We start from the raw sequence: 21,702 nt of genomic DNA, 5'->3' as shown, positions 1-21,702 counted from the left end.
ACGCTCACCATGACGATGTCGCCGATGGCGCGGCGACTGAGTCTTTCGCCGGCCGTGGCGCGCACGCACAGCGCGACGGCCGTGACCGGAATCCGCAGCGCCGCAGCGCGAATGTCGGCGGCTGCGGTCAGCGCACCGGTGACGAAGATGACGACGGATGCTCCGGGCGTTGCGACGTTGACCTCCCGGCCGAGCCCCCCGATTCCGGTCTTCGAGGGCGCGAGTTCGATGCCCGACAGCCCGTCCAGCAGGCGGGTGGCGGTCGCGGCTGCGATCGTCTCACCCGGCACGAGGACGCTCACGGCCTTGCCGTCGCGTAGGGCGGTGAGTGCGATCGATCCGGCGATCGAAACAGCGAGTTCGAACTCGTCTTCGTCGGCGTAATCGTCAGTGTTCGTCGACAGTGCGATCACGAGGTGCGAGCGCCGGGTTTGCTCAAATTGACGAATCATGAGGTTCTGGGTCCGTGCGGTGGACTTCCAGTGCACATGGCGCAGGTCATCGCCGGGCGAGTACTCCCGCAGGGCGTGGAACGATACGTCGTCGTCGGCGAGGTCCCGGGTCGGGAGTCCTTCGAGATCACGCATCAGCCCGGTTGTCTCGCTGGCGAGCCGCACGACTCGCGGGTGCACGTAGAGCTCGGACGGCTCGGTCCATCGCACTTCTCGGCGCAGCACGCCGAGCGGATCTGTGCGGATCGAGGTCACGGGGCCGAGGATCAGCACGGCTCGGCGCTGGGTGGGGATGGTGAACAGTTCGTCGTGCTCTTCTCCGGCGCCCAGCCGCGGCACGCGGAACTCTGCGCGCGCCGAGCCAACGGGGAGTTCGATGCGCGCGCCAGGCGCTGAGCGATTCGCGGTGTTGCGGACCACGACGCGGCCGACGGCGGGTTCGCCGACGGTCACGCGGGCCGAGGCGAGCTCGACGGCGACGGCGTACTGTGTGCGTCCGAGCACGAACGGAATCGCGAAGGCGATGACCAGCACCGCAATGATCGCAACGGCGTAGAGCTCAGCCCAATCGAAGGTGGCAGCGAGAGCCAGGGCGACCGCACCGGCGAGAAGGATTCCCCAGCCCAGGGGCGTGACGATGCGCAGCGACTGCCCGATGCGCCCGAAGATGGCGCCGACGCCGTTCCAGGGCCGGTGGTGCGCCGCGGCGACACCCGGGCCCCGTCACACGAACGCGGCCCCGCGCGGCCGACCCGCGGTGCCGTCGTGGTTTCCGACGGTCCCCGTCGCGGCACCGCGACGCGCCGGGTCGAGGTGCCTCAGGATCTCTGCCGCGGCGGCCTGCGCCGCCGACAACAACCGGCGGTCGCCGACCCGAGCTGTCGGGCCGAACACCGACAGCGCGGCCGCCTCCGACTCCCCGATCCTCCCGATGGGCACGGCCACACAGCCGAATCCCTTCATGCACCGCTCCATGTCGGCGACCATCCGCAGTTCCCGCGCCCGCACCACATCCGGCGAATCGCTCGGCGACACGCTCTCGACCGACAACAACGCCTTCCCGATCGTCGACGTCGACAGCGGGAGACGGTCACCGATCCGTGAGCGCACGTGCGGTGCGCTCTCCCCGCCGACCTTGTCCAGATAGACGGCGTCGGCGCCGTCCCGGATCCCGAGGTGGACGACGCACCCGCTGAGGCGGTGCAGCCGCTGCAGGGTGGGTAGCGCCGCGCGACGCAGCACGTTCTGTCGCGCCGCGGCGGCACCGAGTTCGATCATGCGCGCGCCCAGGCGATAATCCATGCCGTCGCGATGCACCCAGCGCAGCGCCACGAGTTGCTCCAGCACCCGGTGCACGGACGTGCGCGGAAGCCCGGTCGCGGCCACGACCTGCGACAGATTCATGTGGTCGGTCCCCGTGAACGCGTCGAGGATCACCGCGGCACGCTGCAGAGTTCCGGTCGGCCCTTCCATCGCTCTCCCTTCCTTCCCCGCGGACATGGGTAACACGCCGGGTGTGCTCGTGTACGGGTTCTTCCACCTACCGGAATCGACCGTTCCGCGGTGCGCCGGGGCTCCGCTGTAATCCGAGTCATGCCTGATCCTCTGTGCATGAACCCGGGAGCGCTGCTCGCGGGCCGCCGCGCCGTGGTCACGGGAGGTGCCGCCGGCATCGGAGCCGCCGTCGCACGCTCGTTCGCCGCGCACGGCGCCGCCGTGCTCGTCGCCGATGTGGATCCGCCGGGGGATCTCGACGTCGATCCCGCGGCGGGTGGCGCGATCGACTCGATCGTGTGGGACGTGCGCGACACACCGTGCCCCGCAGCCGTCGTCGATCACCGCCCCGACGTGCTCGTCAACAACGTCGGACACTTCATCCGACCGCCGCGGACCTTCGATGCCGACGACCCCGCCGTGTGGGACGACCTGCACGACGTCAACTTCGCGCACGCCATGCGGCTCACCCACGCGGTCCTGCCCGGCATGACCGAGCGTGGACGCGGATCCATCGTCAACATCACCACCGTCGAAGCGCACCGCGCGATCCCCGGCCACACCGTGTACTCCGCGTACAAGGCGGCGCTCACCCAGTTCACGCGGTCGCTCGCCGCGGAAGTGGGCCCCGCCGGGATCCGGGTCAATGCCGTGGCCCCCGATCTCGTCGAGACCGTCCAGGTGCCCTACGGGAAGTTGGTCGCCGAACAGGATCGCGCGTTGTGGCCGTCGTGGTCGCCGCTCGGTGGTCCCGGACGACCCGAGGACGTCGCCGGCGCAGTGCTGTTCCTCGCGTCCGACCTCTCACGTTTCGTCACGGGCGGCACCGTGCACGTCGACGGCGGCACGCATTCGTCGGGCGGGTGGGTGCCGCGCCGCGACGGCGGGTGGACCAATCGCCCCCGCAATCCCTGACGCACACGGAAAGGCTCCCCATGAAGATCCTGCTCATCGGTGGAACAGGGATGATCGGCACGCACGCCGCCCTGACCCTGCGCGATCACGGTGACGACGTCACCCTTGCCGGTCGCGGGCCGGTCGCCGACGACTGCCCGGTCGCCGACTTCCCGTTCGTCGTCGGTGACTACACGGTGCCGTCGTTCACCCGCGACGAACTGGCCGGCTTCGACGCCGTCGTCTTCGCTGCCGGACAGGATCCGCGCCACATGGGTACCGACGACGATGCCCGCGTGTTCTGGGAGACCACGCAGACCGTCGGGGTTCCGCGTTTCGCGCAGCGCGTCAAGGAATCCGGTGTGGGCCGTTTCGTGCAGGTGGGCAGCTATTACCACCAGGTGCGCCCGGACATCGCCGAGACCGACCCGTACGTCGCCGCTCGCAAGGCCGCCGACGAGGGTGCCCGCGCGCTCGCCGACGACGAGTTCTCGGTGTGCACCCTCAACCCGCCGTCGATTCTCGGTGTCGTCCCCGGCGTCTCCGCCCGCCGCTACCGAACGATGGTGTCGTGGGCAGCCGGAAACCAGCCGCAGATACCCGATTTCGCCCCACCCGGCGGAACCAACTACATGTCGGCGCGGTCGCTTGCGCAGGCGATCCGCGGTGCCGTCCACCACGGGGAATCCGGCAGGGCCTACCTGGTCGGTGACGAGAACCTCGAATACCGCGCGTTCTTCCAGATGATGGTCGACGCTGCCGGTGGTGGCCGCGAGATCACGGTGAAGGACGAACCCCATCCGCTCCTGCCGGATGCCGCGATCGTGCAGGGCCGCGGGAACACCCTGTCCTATGAACCGGATTCGGCCGAGACCGCCGTCCTCGGTTACGACCGCGGGGACTGTGCCCGCGCCGTCGCGGCGATGGTGGACGCCGTTGCAGCAGCACACCCGGAGATCCGCGGCGGCTAGCGTTCCGTGGTCCCGAGCGGGTGTGCCCACGTCCGGTGGTCCCGAGCGGGTGTGCCCACGTCCGGTGGTCCCGAGCGAATGTACCCCTTGCTCTATTGATCGCAGCGAACGATACATTCGCTCACCCGTGGATCGGGAGATTCGCGAAAAGTGGTTCGACAACTGAAGATTCCGGCCAGGCGCACACCCGACGGGGCGTGCGCCCGGTCGGCGTTCCCTCGCCACCCGTCAATCGTGACGTTCCGTCGTCGAATTCGTTCGCCCGCTTGCGCATCGGGTGGTTTGTGCTGTTATGGTCGTCACAGTGAGCGGGATCGTGGAACTCTTCCCGCCACTTCACTTTCGAGCACACCGCGACGACGATCCGGTTCGGCAGCGTGGCCGGCCGGCCGTCGGGTCGGTTGTGTGATCGGCCGACTTCCCAAGTGGGATACGCAACCTCGCGTGCCGTCGGCCGTCGTGGATATCCGGGAGGACACAGGATGAAACACACATGGGTCCGCGGTATGCGGACGATCGCTGTCGCAGCTTCGGTTTCCGCTGTTCTGGCGGCCTGTGGCGGCGGTGGAACCTCCTCGACGACGGCGGGCGGCCCGACCGGTGAGCTCGATCGCGCCGCGGTCCTGCGGGTGACGGCCAGCGCACCCACCCGCAATCTCGATCCCTACCTGCAGACCAGCTACGGCGGCTGGGGTTACATGACGCCCGTCTTCGACCGGCTCACCGTCGTCGACGGTGACGGAATGCTGCAACCCGCGCTGGCCGAATCGTGGGCGTTCGCGCCGGACGGCACGTATCTCGAGCTGAAGCTCCGCAGCGACGTCACCTTCCACGACGGAACCCCCTTCGACGCCGCGGCCGTCGCCGCGAACATCGAGCGTGGAAAGACGATGGAGGGCAGCACGGTCGTGGCGGCCCTCGAGGACATCACCGCGGTCGAGATCGTCGACCCACACACGGTCCGCCTGATGCTGGCACCGGGAACCGGTGTGGAGCTTCCGAGCGTGTTCACCACGAACGTCGGGATGATGGTCAGCCCCAAGGCGATCGAATCCGGAGCGGATCTGCGCAACGATCCCGGTGACGCCGGGTCGGGTGCCTTCGTCGTCGCCTCCTACGTTCCGGAGGAATCCCTCACGCTCACCCGCACCGACGGCACGAACTGGGATCCGGAGGCGGGTAAGGTCGCCTCGATCGAATTCCAGGCGATCCCCGACGCCAGCACCCGCCTCAACGGCGTCAAGACGGGCGCCACCGACCTGACGTGGGTCAGCTCCGCCAACGAGGTCGTCGAAGCACAGTCGCTCGGCGCCGACGGCACGCTCGACGTCGACGAGGTCAAGTTCCGGAACGTGCTCGGCCTGTTCATGCGGGCCGAAGGCGACCTCGCGAACCCCGAGGCACGGCAGGCCGTGGCGACCGCCATCGACCCGGACGCGATCAACGCCCTGTTCTCGGGCACGTGCACCCCGCACCGACAGGTGTATCCGGACGGAAGCTGGTCGGTCGACGAGTCGTACGTATACCCGTACGCCTACGACGAAGAGAAGGCCCGCGGTCTCGCAGACGCCGCCGGTGGCCCGACGATCACATTGACGTTCGCCGCCGGCACCAACACCGAGAAGTCCGCGAACGTCATCCAGGCGCAGCTCACGGCCGCCGGAATCACCGCCGAACTGAATCCGGTCCCGAACACCCAGAACGAACCCCGCTACATCGCCGGAGACTTCCAGTCGATGGTGTCGAACAGCCTCAGCCCGAAGGTGGATCCGGCCGAGACCGTCGACCAGTTCGTCACCGGAGCATACGACTTCGCCAACGACAATCCGCAGATCGCCGAACTGGCCGAGCAGGCGGCCGATCCGTCCCTGAGCCAGGACGAGCGTGCCCCGCTGTACCAGCAGATCTGGGACCTGACGCTGCAGGAAGCGATGTTCGTACCGATCTGCAACCAGACCAACGCGTCCGTCTCCGACGGCACCGTCGCCGGACTCGACGACATGCCGTGGGTGGATCTGGGCATCTTCGACGTGCGCCATGTCGGAATCGTCGGCTGACCGACCCGTCGACTCGAAGGGAGGCAGACGATGCTCCTGTACGCCGGACGACGACTGCTCGCCGCGATCCCGCTGTTGCTGATCGTTCCACTGCTGATATTCCTGTTGATCGATCTCGCCCCGGGTGACCCAGCGGTGATCCTCGCGGGGGAGAACCCCACGCCGGAGCGGCTCGACGAACTCCGCGCGACGCTGATGCTCGACCAGAACGTGTTCGTCCGCTACCTGGATTGGCTGGGTGGTGTGGCACGCGGCGACCTCGGGGTGTCGCTGCTGTCCGACCAGACCGTGAGCGATCTACTGCTGCGTCGGATGGCGACGACGCTGTCGCTGGTGGTGTTCGCGATGGTCCTCGCCGTGATCATCGGCGTGGTGCTCGGGGTCCTCGCCTCGCTGCGACCCGGTGGCGTCCTCGACCGTGTCATCAATGTCGTCGCGTCCGTCGCGATCGCGATCCCCGCGTTCTGGTTCGGTCTGGTCCTCGTGTCGCTGTTCGCGGTGTCGAACCAGATCTTCCCGGCGTTCGGGTATGCGCCGCTGTCCGACGGTGTGGTGCCGTGGTTCCAGCATCTGGTGCTACCGGGTGTCGCGTTGGCGCTGCTGCCGGCGGCGGAGGTGACGGTGCAGTTGCGCTCCGCGCTCGGCCAGGTGATGGCCGGCGACTACGTTCTCAACGCGAAGGCACGCGGGTTGTCGACGGCGAGCGTCGTCCTCAAGCACGCACTGAAGAACGCGTGCATCCCGGTGGTGACGGTCCTCGGATTCCGTGTCGCGGAGGTGCTCGGCGGTGCGGTCACCATCGAGATCATCTACAGCATGCCCGGAATGGGCAGTCTGGCGGTCAACAGCGTGCAGAACCACGACGTACCCGTCCTGCTCGGTTTCGTGTTGTTCACGACGTGCGTGGTGGTGCTCGTCAACCTGCTCGTCGACATCTCGTACGGATACTTCAACCCGAAGGTGCGCGCATGACCACGACACTCGCGAACACCGTGAAACCGTCCGATGCGACACCGGGTGTCGCGCACCGTGCCGTCGTGTTCGCCAGGAAACGGCCCGCGACCGTGGTTGCGGGAGCCTTCGTCCTGCTGCTCGTCGTCACCGCGATCTTCGCGCCTGTCCTCGCGCCGTACGATCCGTATGCCCAGGAGGTCGTCAACCGGCTGCAACCGCCGTCGGCCGCGCATCTGCTCGGAACCGACGACTACGGTCGGGACGTGTTGAGCCGTCTGATCTTCGGAACGAGGATCTCACTGCAGGCATCATTGCAGGCGGTTACCTTGGCGCTGGTCCTGGGACTGCCGTTGGGTGTGATCGCCGGATACCGCGGCGGCTGGGTCGACACCGCGCTCACCCGCCTGATGGACGCATTGATGAGCGCTCCGTCGCTGGTCCTCGCGATCACCATCGTCGCGGTTCTCGGATCTGGCATCACCAACGCGATGCTCGCCGTGGGGCTGGTCATGGCACCCCGCTTCTATCGGGTGGCGCGGGCGTCGACGATGGACGTGCGCGGCGACACCTACATCGAAGCGTCGGTTGCACTGGGATGCAGCACGTTCCGGACCATCGGACGGCACATTCTGCCGAACGTGATGCCCCCGATCGTGTTGGTGATCTCGGTGTCGCTCGGTACCGCCGTCGCCGCGGAGGCAAGCCTGAGTTTCCTCGGGTTGGGTGCGGCGCCGCCCGCCGCGAGTTGGGGGGCGATGCTCAGCACCGCGGCATCGAACATGGCACTCGCCCCGTATCTGGTGTGGCCGCCAGGGGTGATGATCTTCCTGACCGTCCTCGCCTTCACCTACCTCGGCGACGGTGTGCGCCGCGCCCTGACGAGGAGTCGCAATGCCGGCAACTGACACCTTGATCCGCCTCGACAAGACGCCCGACGAGGCAGCGACACCGCTGATGCGGGTACGCGACCTGACCGTCGAGTTCCGCTCCGGTCGCAAGAACTGGGTGACGGCCGTCCAGAACGTGTCGTTCGACGTCGCCGCCGGCGAATCCGTCGCGCTGGTCGGCGAATCCGGATCCGGCAAGACCGTGTCGTCGCTCGCGGTGATGGGACTGACCGGCGACACGGGCGGTCGCATCTCGCGGGGCAGCGTCGAATTCGACGGTCGCGATCTCGTGTCGGCGCCGCCGTCCGACTGGCGGGCGTTACGCGGCACCGGGATGGGCATGATCTTCCAGCAGCCCATCCGCAGCCTCAACCCCGCGTACACGGTGGGTGATCAGATCGCCGAATCCGTCCGCCGGCACCTCGGTCTCGACCGTAGGGCCGCGATGGCCCGGGCCGTGGAGATGCTCGACATGGTGCAGATCCCGCGGGCTGCGGACCGGGTGAAGGAGTATCCGCACGCGTTCAGCGGCGGCATGTGCCAGCGGGTGATGATCGCGATGGTGATGGCGTGCAATCCGCGACTGCTCATCGCGGATGAGCCCACCACCGCATTGGATGTGACGGTGCAGGCGACCATCCTGCAACTGTTGCGTGACCTGCAGGAACAAACCGGTGTCGCGTTGTTGTTCGTGACGCACGACCTCGGGGTTGTCGCGGAACTGTGCGAGCGGGTCGTCGTCATGTACGCCGGGGAGGTCATCGAGGACGGGCCGGTGAACGACGTGTTCTTCGCCCCGCACCACCCGTACACGTCGGGGCTGCTCGAGTCCATCCCGCGACCCGGCGCCACGGGCGGTCGCCGGCTCACCGCGATCCCCGGCCGTATTCCGGCGGCGGGGGAGTGGCCGGCGGGTTGCCACTTCCACGACCGCTGCGGTCACGCCGTGGCGGGCCTGTGCGACGGCACCCATCCGCCGTTGGAGCCGACCACCACCGGTCGCGCGGCCCGCTGTCTGCGTGTCGCGGACCTCGACCTGCGAGGAGTGACCGCATGAGCCTGCTCGATGTCCGGAATCTCACGAAATCCTTTGCGACCGGCCGTGACCTGCTGGGGCGACGCACGGGTTGGACCCACGCCGTCAAGGATGTCTCGTTCACTCTCGACCCGGGTGAATGCCTCGCCGTGGTCGGCGAATCGGGTGCGGGCAAGTCGACTGTCGGGCGGATGGTGCTTCGTTTGATCGAACCTGATTCGGGCAGTGTCGAATTCGAGAGTGAGGACGTTCTCGCCGCGTCATCGGGGCGAATGCGGGGGTTGCGACGTGGCATGCAGATGATCTTCCAGGATCCGCACAGCTCGTTGGACCCGCGGATGACCGTGCACGATGCGGTGATCGAACCGCTCGTCGTGCACACCGATATCGATCGCGATACCCGACGTCGGCGAGCCCGGGAACTCCTCGACAAGGTCGGCATCGGGTCGCGGTACCTGGGCAGGTATCCCGCGGAACTGTCGGGCGGGCAGTTGCAGCGCGTCGCGATCGCCCGGGCTCTCACTCTCGAGCCCAAACTGATCGTGTGCGACGAACCCGTTGCTGCGCTGGATGTGTCGGTTCGCGCCCAGGTGCTCAACCTGCTGCGTGATCTGCAGGAGGAACTGGGCCTGGCCTACCTTTTCGTGTGCCACGATCTCGCACTGATCGAGGTCATCGCCGATCGTGTTCTGGTGATGCGGTCGGGTGAGGTCGTCGAATCGGGCACCGTGGAGCAGATCTACCGTGATCCCGCGCAGGAGTACACGCGCCGACTGCTCGACGCGATCCCGGTGCCCGTCCCCCGCACGGCGCGGGTGGTGTGAACGAAGTCTCCCGCGCCGGTGAGCGAATGTATCGTTTGCTCGATTCAATCGAGCAAACGATACATTCGCTCAGTCCGCCGGAGGCGGAACTGAATTCGGCGGCCGGCCGAGGGTGGGCGGGGTGTCAGGGAAGCGGCGGCAGGGTGACGACCTGACCGGCGTAGGCGAGGCCCGCACCGAATCCGACGAGGAGGGCGGTGTCGCCCGGCTTCGCCGCACCGGACCGGAGGATCTGTTCCATCGCCATGGGAATGGAGGCGGCGCTGGTGTTTCCGGTTTCGGCGATGTCGCGGGCGACCGCGACGGAGTCGGGCAGCGACAGGGCGCGTACGAGGGCGTCGGTGATGCGGCTGTTGGCCTGGTGGGGGACGAAGGCGTCGAGGTCGTCGACTGTGACGCCGGCCTTGTCCAACGCCCCGCGACACGCCTTCTCGAGGAAGGTGACGGCCCAGCGGAACACGGCGGCGCCGTTCATGCGGATGTAGGGGCGTTCGGGTGCGGTGCCGCTGCCCGCGGCTTCGGCGACCTCCGCGAAGAACGTCTTGAAGTCCTTGTCCTGTTTGATGGCTGCGGTCTGGGTGCCGTCCGATCCCCACGCGACCGGCCCGATGCCTTCGGTGTCGGACGGGCCCACGACGACGGCTCCGGCGCCGTCGGCGAAGATGAATGCGCAGGTGCGGTCGGTGGGGTCGAGCAGGTCCGACAGTCGCTCGACGCCGATGACCAGCACGTGGCGGGCCTGGCCGGAGCGGACGAGTCCGGCGGCGTTGCCGAGGGCGTAGCAGAAGCCGGCGCATCCGGCGGAGACGTCGAACGCCGCGGTGTCGTGCATGCCGAGTTCCGATGCCACGACCGCTCCGGCCGACGGTCCGAGCACCATCTGCGACGACGTCGCCAGGACGACCGCGTCGATGCGTTCGGCGTCGATGCCCGCGGCGGCCAGTGCGTCGCGGGCGGCGGCCACGCTCATCGAGACGATCGTTTCGTCGTCCTGCGCCCAGCGCCGGGAGGTGATGCCGGAGCGGGTGCGGATCCATTCGTCGGACGAGTCGATGAGGTCGACGATCTCCGCGTTGGGTACGACGCGGCGCGGCCGGTACGCGCCGATTCCGAGGATGGCGGCGTGGGAGGTGGTGGCTGCGGTGGCGATGGCGGGCATGGTGATCCTCTCCGTGTGAACCGATCGGTTCACGTCGTGCGTACCAGCTAACATGAACCGATCGGTTCACACAAGCTCGGAAGGGGCTCGGATTGACCACGCCCAGGCCACGCGCCCGGCTGCTCGCGAACACCATCTCGATGGTCCAGGAGGTCGGTGTCCACGCCGCCGGCCTCGCTGAACTGCTCAAACGCAGCAACACCTCGCGTAACTCGCTGTATCACCATTTCCCCGGCGGCAAGGGTGAACTCGTCGAGACGGCCACCCGCATCGTGACGAGACTGGTCTCCTCCCACCTCACCGCGACCGTCGAGCGTCTCCCCACGGCCCCGTCCGCCGCGCAGTGGCTCGACGACCTGTTCGCGTTCTGGCGCGAACCCCTCGAGTCCGGCGACCACCGGCTCGGATCGTTCATGATGGCTGCCGCGCTCGACGAGGAGAACCCGCCGGTGCGGGCCGCGTCCGGGCAGGCGTTCGCCGCGTGGGCCACGGTCCTCGCCGACGGTCTCGCCGCCGCCGGGTTCGCCCGGGCCGACGCCCGCGCGACGGCGGGCCTGCTGCTGTCGGTGATCGAGGGGGCCATCGTGCAGAGCAGGGCGTTGCAGAGCACCGCACCGTTCACCGACGCCCGGGACGTCCTCACCCCGGTGCTGGAACGTCACCTCACCGCGGCGAGGTGACCGTCCCGCACCGCGCCTCACCCCCGGCGTGAGGTTTCCAACCGCCACCCCGATGCGGCGTCACGTTCCCGCCAGAACTCCGCGAACCGGCCCCCGGCGGCGAGCAGCGCGTCGACGGTGCCGTCCTCGACGATCCGGCCGCCCTCGAGGAACACCACCCGATCGGCGGCGCGAATGCTCGCGAGCCGATGCGCGACGATCACCCGGGTGCGCGGCGTCGGATCGGCGGTGAGCGCCTGCACCACCGCGGTTTCGTTCTCGGTGTCCAGGGCGCTGGTGGCCTCGTCGACGAGCAGCAGCGGCGCCGGCTTCACCAACGCCCGCGCGATCGACACGCGCTGACGCTCCCCACCGGAGAGCGCGCCACCGGCCTCGCCCACCCGGGTGTCCCACCCGTCGGGTGCGTGGGCGACGACCTCGTCGACCTGCGCCGGCGACGCCGCCGCCGCGAACGCGTCGTCGTCGGCGTCCGGGTGGCCGACGAGGATGTTCTCGCGGATCGTGCCGTCGAACAGGTACGGATGCTGGAACACCACCGCGACCAGCGCCTGCCGCGAGAGCGGGTCGAGTTCGGCGGCGTCCACCCCGTCGACGAGCACCTGCCCGCTCTGCGGTGCGTGCAGCCCCGCCAGCACCGCGAGCACCGTGCTCTTGCCCGATCCGGACGGGCCGACTATCGCGGTGGTGGTGCCGGGCTCGAACGTCAGGTCCACGCCGTCGAGGACCGGGGTGTCGTCGCCGTACCGGAACCGGACGTCCCGCAGTTCGATCCGGGGTGCCCGACCGGTGATCGTGCAGGTGCCGTCGTTCGGGACGGTGGGGGCGCCGAGCACCGCGCCGATGCGGCGCAGTGTGATGAGCGACGTCTCCACACCGGCGGTGAGGTCGCCGAGTGTGACGAACGGGTCGAGGTAACGCACGACCACGACGATCGCGGCGATCGCCTCGGCGGCACCGAGATCTCCGCGCACGGTCAAGGCGGTCACGGCCCCGGCGAGGAGCACCAGCGCGACCTGGGTGGCGAGACCGAACAGCACCTGACCGGGCACCTGCATCAGCAGCAGCCGCATCGTCGCCGAATGCTGCTTCTCCAGCGCATCACCGACGTGGCTGCGGGCCGGTTCCACACGCCGCGCGGCACGCAACGCCGACTGGGTGCGGGCAAATTCGACGAGTCGTTCGGTGAGCGCGGAGTTCGATTCGGCCGCGACATGATCGGCGTTGCGACCGAGCCGCGCGGCCCCGAGGAAGGTGCCGAGCAGGAGCGGCACGCCGGCGAGGGCGGCGACACCGAGCAGCCAGTGCACGGGGAACAGGGCGAACGCGATCGCGATGGGCAGCAGCACCGCCCCGATGATCGGGGTCACCAGGTTCACGATGAGGCCTACGAGATCGGGGCCGGTCGCGGCGATCGCCTGACGGGTGGTGGCGGTGTTCTCACCGGTGAACCAGGCCAACCGGATCCGTGCGGTGCGTTGCGCCACGTCGTCCTGTGCGTGCGACAGCAACCCGAATCCGAGGCCGAATCCGAGCCGCGACACGACGGTGTCGACGACCCACCCGGCGACGGTGACGACCACCAGCGCACCGAGCCACGGCCACGCCTCCGACGGTACCGATCCGAACAGTGCCCCGACCAGCGGGATGAGCAGGACGACGCCGACCGCGCGGAGCACGACGCCGACGACGGTCAGGCACAGGTGGGTGACGACGGTGCGCCGACTTCCCGGGGGCAGCAGCGCGAGGACGGTTCGGATCATCGGGCCGGCTCCTGATCTGCGGTGGTGGCGAACGCGCCGGCGTCCCACATCTTCCGGTAGCGGCCACCGGCGGTGAGCAGCTCGTCGTGGGTGCCGGATTCGGCGATGCGGCCGTGGTCGAGGACGACGATGCGATCGACGTCGACGACGGTGTGCAACCGGTGCGCGATCACGAGGACGGTGCGGTCGGCGGTGAGGCGACTCAGTGCCTGTTGCACGTGGTACTCGGATTCGGGGTCGGCGAACGCGGTGGCTTCGTCGAGGACGAGGATCGGGGTGTCGGCGAGGATCGCGCGGGCGATCGTGACACGTTGCCGTTCACCCCCGGACAGTGCGGGGTTCGCGTCGAGGACGGTGTCGTAGCCGTGCGGCAGCGCGAGGATCCTGTCGTGGATGGCGGCGGCGCGCGCGGCGGCCTCGACCTGTTCGTCGGTGGCGTCGGGCACGGCGAGCGCGATGTTCTCCCGCACCGTGCCCTGCACGAGTTGCGTGTCCTGGAAGACGAATCCGACGCTCCGGTACAGTTCGTCGGCCGTCATCTCGCGGAGGTCGCGGTCGTCGATGCGGATCGCGCCGTCGTCGACGTCGTGGAATCGGGCGAGCAGCGCCGCGAGGGTGGATTTGCCGGAACCGGACGGTCCGACGAGCGCGGTCACGGTGCCGGGGGCGAGAGTGAGGGACACGTCGTCGATCACGGGGACGCCGGGCCGATACGAGAAGCGCACGTGTTCGAATCGGACCCGGCCGGCACCGGACGCGGGCGCGGCTGCGGTGGCGGCGCGGGTGTCGAGTTCGGGTTCGTCGAGCACCACACCGATGCGGCGGGCGGCGAGCATGCCGTCGCGCAACCCGGACAGTCCGTATCCGATGCCGAGGAGCCGGGCCCCGAAGGTGGTGCCGAGGAACAGGAACGGCAGCAGTGTGGTCGGTTCCATGCTTCCGCCGGTGATGAGGGCGGTGCCCACCACCATGATCAGCAGCAGGAAGGTGGCGGGGCGGGTGGCGAGGTCCATCATGGATTTCTTGCCGCTGAACGGCCGCTGCCAGCCGTCGAGGAAGGCGATGTACTCGTGCAGGCGTGCCCGGAAGGTGGATGCGGCTGCACCACCGAACACCCGGACGACGGGTTGGCCGTCGAGGTACGCGCCGGCCTCGGAGTTCATGCGTTCGGCCCAGCGCATGGCCTGCGCGGTCTTCGCGCCGGATTGGCTGAGCATCACCATCATCGTCACGAGGTACACGAGGATCGGCACGAGCAGGACGAGGGCGAGCCGCCAGTCCACGGCGAACAGGTAGACCAGTACCGCGACCGGCGCGACGACCGCGGCGACGGCATCGGTCACCGCGTGGGTCACCAGGTAGTGCAGCGACAGCGTGTCGTCCTGCACGACGCGTTTGACCTGCGCCGAATCACGCGCCGTGAACCAGCCGAGGGGTAGTTTCGCGAGTTTCCCGAGAAGCTGTGTGCGCAGGCCACGTTCGAATCGTGCGTCGACGGCGTGCAACCACAACGTCAGCGCGGCGGCGAGCAGTGTTCCGGCGCCCATCAATCCGACGGCCCACAGCCCGATGGTCCACAGTCGGGATTCGGGGGCGCCGTCGAGGATGCGCCGGGCCAGTTCGGTGAGCAGCACGAACGGGGCGAGTTGGATCAGGGTGACGAGCGCCTGCACGACGCCGGCGGCCACGAGGGTGCGTTTGAGGGGTGCGATGAGCCGCTTCGCGGCCTGCGCCTGCCACGACCCGCGCGCGGGTTCCGGTGCGGGGGCGTCGTGTGCGGGTGCGTCGTGTGCGGGTGCGTCGTTCGCGATCGCCGGTTCGGTGCTGTCGCCGTCCGCGGCCGCGACGGTCGGGGACGGGGCGGGTTCGGCTGCGGCCTCGTCGCCGGTGGAGCGCAGTTTGCCCATGGCGCGTCCGGCGGACCAGTAGGCCTGCTGGTGCACCTCGGACTTGGGGAATCCGAAGTCGTCGCGCAATCGGGCTCGCACGTGTTTGAGGGTGCCCTGTTCGGTTCCGACCCAGGCGTTCCAGTTCGACCAGTCGCGGGTTTCGAGGGCGGCGGCCAGCGACGTGGCGCCGCGTCGCGGCACCCAGTGGACGCGCATGAGCGGATGTTCGGGGAAGGGGATGAGCAGGTCGGCGTCGTCGTGCTGTTCGAGGTACACCTCGACGGTGATGTCGCGGGGCAGCGCATGGATGATCGTGGTGATCGCGGGGATCGACGCGGAGTCCCCGATCAGCAGGTAGCCGGCGGGGAGTTCGTCGGCCACTTCGAACGGTTTCGATCCGAACGAGGTGACGCACACCCGGTCGCCGGGGGCGGCGTGTTGCGCCCACATGGAGGCCGGCCCCGCGGGTTCGTGCAGCACGAAGTCGACGGCGAAGGTGCCCGCCTCGACGTCGGCCTCGGAGAAGGTGTATCCGCGTTGATGTTCGGTGTCGAGGCCGTCCGGGTCGGGGAACCAGAACCGCAGCCACGCGCTCGGGCCGGGGTCGGCGTCGTCGAACAGGGTCGGTGACGTCATGCGGACGCGCAGGAAGTTCGGTGCCAGCAGTTCGGTGCCGGTCACTTCGGCGTCGTGGTCGCGGGCACCGAACCCGCGCAGCACGGCGCCGGAGAATCCACGTTTGGCCATCAGGCCCCCATTCCGGTCGCCGCCAGGTCGGCGATGACCTCGTCCAGTGGTCGGCCCGGCGGGGCGACCGATATGAGACCTCGAATTGATGCTGTGAGAATGAGTTTCATGTACTCGGTGTGCTCGAGGGCGGGGAGATCGCGGTGCGCCTCGCCCAGGTGTGCGTCGGCGCCCAGCTCGTCGGTGACGTCGCGCCGCTGATCGTCGAGGCCGTCGGCGCGGTCGCGCTGGGCCTGTTCGGCGACCGCGTAGTTGATCGACATCCCGGCGACGGCGCTGGCGAGTGCGACGGCGACGTCGGGGGTGTATCCGAACGGGAGCAGGTCGTCGACGGATCGGACCATGAGGCGGCGACCCGCGTCGCCGCGCGGGAACAGGGTCTGCATGTAGGTGCCGAGACCGGGGTGGGCGAGCACGTGGTCGCGGATCTGCAGCCCGAACGACAGCAGGTGCCGTTCGAGGTCGTGCGTCGGGTCGGTATGGAGTTCGAGGTCGGCGAGGAGGCTTTCGCCGACGACGCGTTCGAGCCCCCATCGGCCGTCGACGTGCCGGTACAGGGCCGTCGCGGATACCCCGAGTTCCGCGGCGACCGCGTTCAGGCTCAGTCGCGCCATGCCGAGGTCGCGGCCCGCGCGCACGATGTCGTCGAGCTCGATCCGGCGTGCCCGCCCGCGCAGTCCCACCACCGGCACACAACCCTACTTTCAAGTAAGTTAAACCCCATAACTTAGGGGAGTCTAAGCTGTGTTGGTCGTGTGCGGCAAGAGCGTGCCGAGCTCGTCGCAGAACAACGCCGACGGGTGATCCGCGCGCGAAATTTCCCGCGCGGATCACCATCGAGCGCGCTTCTGTGGCGAAGGCGGCGTACGTATCGACCGTGGGAGCAGGGCATCTCCGGCTCGATAACGGGGGATATCGGTGCACTCTGCGGTCGTGTCGGGTGGGGCCGGTAGATTTCCCGTCGAACCAGCAGGCACCCGCGGAAAGGAGCGGTACCCGTGCACGACGAACCGACACTGCTCCTGACGAAGGGCGACATCGCCGCACTCGCCGGCGTCCGGCGGCCCGTCGTCACCGTATGGACCTCCCGGTACCGCGACACCGACCGCCCGTTCCCCCGACCCGTGCGCATCGACGCCCGGCAGGAGAAGTTCGCCGCAACCGAGGTCGTCGAATGGATCCGCGACCGCGGACTCGGCAACAACGACACCCTCGCCGAGGACGTCGCCGTCCACGCTGCGCTCGATCATCCCACCGGCCCCGACCGGCAGGTAGTGTTCGCCGGGCTCACCGCGCTGCTGTGCATGAAGGCCCAACTCGACGAGCCCCTCGCCGACCTCGACGCCGACGAACTCCTCGACGAAGCCGACGAACTCGACCCCGACGACGACCACCTCTACCGCGAGATCGAGGCCCTCGGCGCCCACCTCGCGACGTACGCGCGGCACGCCGACCGCATGGCCGACGCCGCCTACACCCCCGAACGAGCCTTCGAAGCCGTCCTGGCGCAACGCTTCCGGATCCCCCTTCCCGAACTCGCCGCTTCGGCGTTGACACCCGTCGCCCTCGACCTGTGCGTGCGTGTGGCGACGGCCCTCGCCCCCGACGACCGCGCCGTGTTCGTCGACCCGTCCGACGACGGCAGCGACCTCCTCGTCGCGCTGCGCGGCGCACTGTCGGAGGACGTCGAACCGTTCGCGATCACCGGCCGCGGCGACACCCCGTCCGCGCGTCTGGCCCGGCGCCGACTCGCGATCCACCGATGGCGGCGCCAACCCGCACCCGTCGACGGTTTCGGCGCCGAGTTCTCCGTCGACCGGCCCGCGCTGTTCCTCACCCAGTTCCCGTCACCGTCCGCGCCGGACGCATCGGCCGTGGACGTCCTCACCCGCATCGACAACATCACCGTGCAGATGGGGGCCGACCACCACGTCGTGGTGGTCGCGCCCGCCGCGGTACTCGTCGACCCGCTGCGCGACCGTGAGGCACTGTCGATCCGCTCCGGCATCGTGCGCACCGGACGACTGCGCGCCGCCGTTCGCCTGCCCGAGGGGCTGCTCGTCACGAAACCGGGAACGGCGATGGCGCTGTGGGTGCTCGGCGCCTCCGACGGAAGTGCGGTGTCGGCGGAGGGCTGGATGGTGCTCGCCGACATCGCCGCCCACGAACTCGACGACGACACCATCGACGGTGTGGTCTCCGACGTCGTCGCCGCCGTCGACACCGTGGAATCGGTGCGGGCGCATGCCTTCCGGTTCGGTCGGGTCGAGAACCTCGGCCGTCTGCTCGCGGAGGACCGCCGTGGGCTGCTCGTCACCCGCCGCGCCCTCGCCCCGATCCGCGGGGCCGACGCCGCCAGCCGCGTCATGACCCTCACCGACCGCGTCAACGCCGGGGCCCGCGAGGTCGACGGCGACCTGTCGCTGTCCGTCACCTACCACCGCGCCGGCATCTCCGAACTACCGACGGCCGGCGAACTCGTCGACGCCCGCAAACTCGCGGTGATCTCGGGCAACCGCATCGACGACACCGACCTCGTCGCCGACGGCACGATCCGCGTCATCGGCCCCGACGAACTGCTCGGCCACCGACGGCTCGGGCAACGCACCGTCGACCCACTCGCATACACCACGCGATACCGCTCCGCCCGCCACACCGAACCCGGCGACATCGTGTTCTGCACGTCACCGCGCACGGGGGTGCTCGTCGACACCGAGGGAGCGTCCCTGGTGCTCGCACCGGCGCGGGTGCTGCGGGTGCGGCACCCGAACGTCGACGGACTCGTCCCCGAACTCATCGCGCGGCACCTGAGGATGCAGGCACCCGGAACGAAACCGGCCGGTGCGGTGCGTGGTGCGTCGCGGTGGCGGGAATGGACGATCCCCGTCATCGCGCCCCGCCGCGTCGACGACGTCACCGCGACCCTCGCCGAACTCGACGCGCGCCGGCGCGCGGTACGGGGCCTGCTCGACGACCTGGATCTTCTGACCGACACGATCATCGACGGAACCATTCGCGGAGTGCTGTCCGTCGCAGCAGAACACGGGACAGTCCCGGAGGAAGGGTGAGAATGCCACCGAGGAAGAAGGCGGCGGTCGCGGCACCGTCGACGATGAAGGAACTGAAGGACACACTGTGGAAGGCCGCCGACAAACTGCGCGGCTCCATGGATGCGTCGCAGTACAAGGACATCATTCTCGGGCTGGTGTTCCTCAAGTACGTGTCGGACGCCTTCGACGAGCGCCGCACCCAACTCGAGGCGGAACTGATCGCCGACGGACTCGACGACGAGGGTGTCGCGTCGCTCATCGACGACCGCGACGAGTATCTCGGGTCGAGTGTGTTCTGGGTGCCGGCGCAGTCGCGGTGGCTGTTCCTCGCGCAGAACGCGAAGGGCATCCAGGAGGCGGAGGGCGTGGAGGCCCGCACCGTCGGTGAACTCGTCAACGAGGCGATGCGCGGGTTGATGGCCGAGAACTCCACTCTGGCCGGAACGTTGCCGATCATCTTCAACAACCCGAGCGTCGACCAGCGCCGCCTCGGCGAACTGATCGACATGTTCAACGGCACCCGGTTCACCGGTGAGGGCGCGAGAAAGGCCCGCGACCTGCTCGGTGAGGTGTACGAGTACTTCCTCGAGAAGTTCGCCCGCGCCGAAGGCAAGCGCGGCGGCGAGTTCTACACGCCGGCCGGTGTCGTCCGGGTGCTCGTGGAGATGCTCGAGCCCTACAACGGGCGCGTGTACGACCCGTGCTGTGGTTCGGGCGGCATGTTCGTGCAGGCCGAGAAGTTCATCGACCACCACGGTGGTAATCCGTCCGACATCTCGGTGTACGGGCAGGAACTCAACGAGCGCACGTGGCGCATGGCGAAGATGAACCTCGCGATCCACGGCATCACCGCGCAGTTGGGGGAGCGGTGGGGCGACACCTTCGCCGTCGACAATCACCCCGATCTGCTCGCCGACTACGTGATGGCGAATCCGCCGTTCAACATCAAGGATTGGACGCGCCGCGAGGACGACAAGCGCTGGAAGTTCGGTGTGCCCCCGACGGGCAACGCGAACTATGCGTGGATTCAGCACATCATCTCGAAGCTCGCCGAACGCGGCAGCGCGGGCATCGTCATGGCCAACGGCTCGATGTCGTCGAATTCCGGTGGGGAAGGCGATATCCGCGCGCGGCTGGTCGAGGCGGATCTGGTGTCGTGCATGGTGGCGTTGCCGACGCAACTCTTCCGCAGCACGGGTATCCCGGTGTGCGTGTGGTTCTTCGCGAAGGACAAGGCGGTGGGACCGAAGGGGTCCGTGGATCGGCGGGGGCAGGTGTTGTTCATCGACGCCCGCAACCTCGGTTACATGGTCGACCGCGCCGAGCGTGCCCTGTCGGACGACGACATCGCGAAGATCGCCGGCACGTTCCATGCCTGGCGGGGAACGGAATCCGCGAAGGGCGTCGAGTACGAGGACGAGCCGGGTTTCTGCTACTCGGCGACGCTCGCCGAGATCAAGGACGCCGACTATGCACTGACCCCGGGACGGTACGTCGGTGCGGCGCCGCTGGAAGACGACGGTGAACCGATCGAGGAGAAGATCGCGCGCTTGACGAAGGAACTGTACGAACAGTTCGACGAATCCGCGCGGCTCCAGGCTGTTGTGCGTGAGCAGTTGGGGAGGGTGGAGTGAGGAACCATCCTGAAGATTGGAAATCGATGACGCTTGGCGAGTTGCTCGCTGCCACTGGCGGTTCGATCAAGACGGGGCCGTTCGGCACTATTCTCAAAGCAAGTGAATACAGCACGGAGGGCGTGCCCATTATCTCGGTGGGGGAAGTGGGGTATGGATCATTACGCGTCAGTGAGAGTACGCCACGTGCGCCGCGTCAGGTGGTAGAGCGGCTGCCCGAGTATAGACTGAGGTCTGGCGATATCGTCTTCGGACGAAAGGGTGCCGTCGATAGGTCTGCGTGGGTAACGCCGAGAGAAGACGGGTGGTTTCTCGGGTCGGATGGAATCCGTCTGAGGCTAGCGCCAACGCTCGACACCCGGTTCATCGCCTACCAGATCCAGAGTTCCTCTGCGCGGCAATGGTTGCTGCAGCACGCGACGGGATCGACCATGCTGTCACTGAGTCGGAGGGTTCTTGAGAATCTGCCGGTTATTGTGCCGCCAATAGCAGTTCAGCATGCGATATCGGATGTCCTCGCCGCCCTCGACGACAAGATCGCCGCAAACCGCAAGCTGGCCGCAACGGCTGAGTCATTGCTATCTGCGCGTTTCGCGGAGCTTTCGATTGATGTCGATCACGGAGATCAAATATCGCTCGATAACTACTTCGAGTTGAATCCCAAGTGCTCCAAGCCAATAAGTGACGAGCCGACCTACCTGGATATGCAGAAGCTTCCGGCATCCGAGATTCTGGTATCGGAATGGGGTCGACGACCCGGAAAGGGTGGAACCCGGTTTACGAATGGTGATGTTCTTCTCGCTCGGATCACCCCCTGTCTCGAGAACGGGAAAGTCGGGTATGTCGATTTCCTGGACGACGGCGAAGTTGCTTTGGGTTCCACCGAGTACATCGTGTTGAGGGCACGGTCAGGAGTTCCGAGAGAACTTGCGTATTTCCTGGCGAAGAGTCCCAGATTCAGGTCTACTGCGATCCAACATATGGTCGGTACATCCGGCCGCCAGCGGTTGTCCGCCGCCGACGTCGCTGGATTCACAGTTCGGCAAGTGGATTCGGATGTGCTCGAGGAATGGGGGCGGCTCTCCTCCCCGCTGGTGAAGCACTTGGGGTCGTTGAGGAACGAGAACCGAACTCTGGCCGCCGTTCGCGACACCCTCCTCCCACGCCTGATGTCCGGTGAACTCAGGGTGCGCGATGCCGAGAAGTCGGTGGAG

17 protein-coding genes are annotated in these 21,702 nt (G+C 68.1%); 11 read left to right on the top strand and 6 right to left on the bottom strand.

What is annotated here, in order from left to right; all coding sequences use genetic code 11:
* Window positions 1-872: DUF58 domain-containing protein (locus LDQ05_RS15735; protein WP_226437896.1), on the bottom strand; the 872-nt coding region annotated here is incomplete at its 3' end.
* A 303-nt stretch (window positions 873-1,175) separates the two neighbouring features.
* The gene (locus tag LDQ05_RS15730) at window positions 1,176-1,925 is read right to left on the bottom strand and encodes an IclR family transcriptional regulator (RefSeq protein ID WP_226437895.1); all 750 of its coding nucleotides are present in this window, start codon (window positions 1,923-1,925) and stop codon (window positions 1,176-1,178) included.
* A gap of 120 nt (window positions 1,926-2,045) precedes the next feature.
* Here LDQ05_RS15730 and LDQ05_RS15725 point away from each other — a divergent pair, with 120 nt between their 5' ends.
* From LDQ05_RS15725 to LDQ05_RS15695, 7 genes are all read left to right on the top strand, one after another.
* Window positions 2,046-2,861, top strand: coding sequence for an SDR family NAD(P)-dependent oxidoreductase (locus tag LDQ05_RS15725; RefSeq protein WP_226437894.1), 816 nt, complete (start codon window positions 2,046-2,048; stop codon window positions 2,859-2,861).
* A 20-nt stretch (window positions 2,862-2,881) separates the two neighbouring features.
* A complete protein-coding gene (locus tag LDQ05_RS15720; RefSeq protein ID WP_226437893.1) occupies window positions 2,882-3,811 on the top strand; it encodes an NAD-dependent epimerase/dehydratase family protein in 930 nt (309 codons plus the stop codon).
* 482 nt (window positions 3,812-4,293) lie between these two features.
* Window positions 4,294-5,868 carry an ABC transporter substrate-binding protein gene (locus LDQ05_RS15715; RefSeq protein WP_226437892.1) on the top strand — a complete coding sequence of 525 codons (1,575 nt, stop codon included), beginning with the start codon at window positions 4,294-4,296 and terminating at the stop codon, window positions 5,866-5,868.
* A 30-nt stretch (window positions 5,869-5,898) separates the two neighbouring features.
* Window positions 5,899-6,840: an ABC transporter permease gene (locus tag LDQ05_RS15710; protein WP_226437891.1), complete on the top strand. Its 942-nt coding sequence runs from the start codon at window positions 5,899-5,901 to the stop codon at window positions 6,838-6,840.
* Window positions 6,837-7,727, top strand: coding sequence for an ABC transporter permease (locus LDQ05_RS15705; protein ID WP_226437890.1), 891 nt, complete (start codon window positions 6,837-6,839; stop codon window positions 7,725-7,727). Before LDQ05_RS15710 ends, LDQ05_RS15705 begins: the two co-directional genes overlap by 4 nt.
* Window positions 7,714-8,766, top strand: coding sequence for an ABC transporter ATP-binding protein (locus tag LDQ05_RS15700; RefSeq protein ID WP_226437889.1), 1,053 nt, complete (start codon window positions 7,714-7,716; stop codon window positions 8,764-8,766). Before LDQ05_RS15705 ends, LDQ05_RS15700 begins: the two co-directional genes overlap by 14 nt.
* Window positions 8,763-9,569 carry an ATP-binding cassette domain-containing protein gene (locus tag LDQ05_RS15695; protein WP_226437888.1) on the top strand — a complete coding sequence of 269 codons (807 nt, stop codon included), beginning with the start codon at window positions 8,763-8,765 and terminating at the stop codon, window positions 9,567-9,569. Before LDQ05_RS15700 ends, LDQ05_RS15695 begins: the two co-directional genes overlap by 4 nt.
* 124 nt (window positions 9,570-9,693) lie before the next feature.
* Here LDQ05_RS15695 and LDQ05_RS15690 read toward each other — a convergent pair whose 3' ends face one another.
* Window positions 9,694-10,728: a beta-ketoacyl-ACP synthase III gene (locus LDQ05_RS15690; protein WP_226437887.1), complete on the bottom strand. Its 1,035-nt coding sequence runs from the start codon at window positions 10,726-10,728 to the stop codon at window positions 9,694-9,696.
* Window positions 10,729-10,820: 92 nt separating this feature from the next.
* Between LDQ05_RS15690 and LDQ05_RS15685 the strand changes: the two genes are divergently transcribed.
* Window positions 10,821-11,408, top strand: a complete 588-nt coding sequence (locus tag LDQ05_RS15685) for a TetR/AcrR family transcriptional regulator (protein ID WP_226437886.1) — start codon at window positions 10,821-10,823, stop codon at window positions 11,406-11,408.
* Between the two features lie 17 nt (window positions 11,409-11,425).
* Here LDQ05_RS15685 and LDQ05_RS15680 read toward each other — a convergent pair whose 3' ends face one another.
* Genes LDQ05_RS15680 through LDQ05_RS15670 form a run of 3 tightly spaced genes read right to left on the bottom strand, consistent with a single transcriptional unit; the run spans window position 11,426 to window position 16,490 of the window.
* Window positions 11,426-13,168, bottom strand: a complete 1,743-nt coding sequence (locus LDQ05_RS15680) for an ABC transporter ATP-binding protein (protein WP_226437885.1) — start codon at window positions 13,166-13,168, stop codon at window positions 11,426-11,428.
* Window positions 13,165-15,804 (bottom strand): ABC transporter ATP-binding protein/permease, encoded by a 2,640-nt coding sequence (locus tag LDQ05_RS15675; RefSeq protein WP_226437884.1) that lies wholly within the window; start codon window positions 15,802-15,804, stop codon window positions 13,165-13,167. Before LDQ05_RS15675 ends, LDQ05_RS15680 begins: the two co-directional genes overlap by 4 nt.
* Window positions 15,804-16,490 carry a TetR/AcrR family transcriptional regulator gene (locus LDQ05_RS15670; protein ID WP_226437883.1) on the bottom strand — a complete coding sequence of 229 codons (687 nt, stop codon included), beginning with the start codon at window positions 16,488-16,490 and terminating at the stop codon, window positions 15,804-15,806. The genes LDQ05_RS15675 and LDQ05_RS15670 overlap by 1 nt, the downstream gene beginning before the upstream one ends.
* 312 nt (window positions 16,491-16,802) lie before the next feature.
* Here LDQ05_RS15670 and LDQ05_RS15665 point away from each other — a divergent pair, with 312 nt between their 5' ends.
* The 3 genes from LDQ05_RS15665 to LDQ05_RS15655 form a co-directional block, all read left to right on the top strand.
* On the top strand, window positions 16,803-18,872 hold the full coding sequence (locus LDQ05_RS15665; protein ID WP_226437882.1) for a hypothetical protein: 2,070 nt from the start codon (window positions 16,803-16,805) through the stop codon (window positions 18,870-18,872).
* 2 nt (window positions 18,873-18,874) lie between these two features.
* Complete coding sequence (locus LDQ05_RS15660) at window positions 18,875-20,488, top strand: class I SAM-dependent DNA methyltransferase (protein ID WP_226437881.1); 1,614 nt, start codon at window positions 18,875-18,877, stop codon at window positions 20,486-20,488.
* On the top strand, window positions 20,485-21,702 hold a 1,218-nt coding region (locus tag LDQ05_RS15655), incomplete at its 3' end, for a restriction endonuclease subunit S (RefSeq protein ID WP_226437880.1). The genes LDQ05_RS15660 and LDQ05_RS15655, both read left to right, overlap by 4 nt.

Origin of the sequence: Rhodococcus yananensis, from assembly GCF_020515525.1 — a bacterium.
In the GTDB taxonomy this organism is placed as follows: domain Bacteria; phylum Actinomycetota; class Actinomycetes; order Mycobacteriales; family Mycobacteriaceae; genus Rhodococcus; species Rhodococcus yananensis.
The sequence above is the reverse complement of the archived record's forward strand: the minus strand, read 5'-3'. Positions and strand labels throughout refer to the sequence as shown.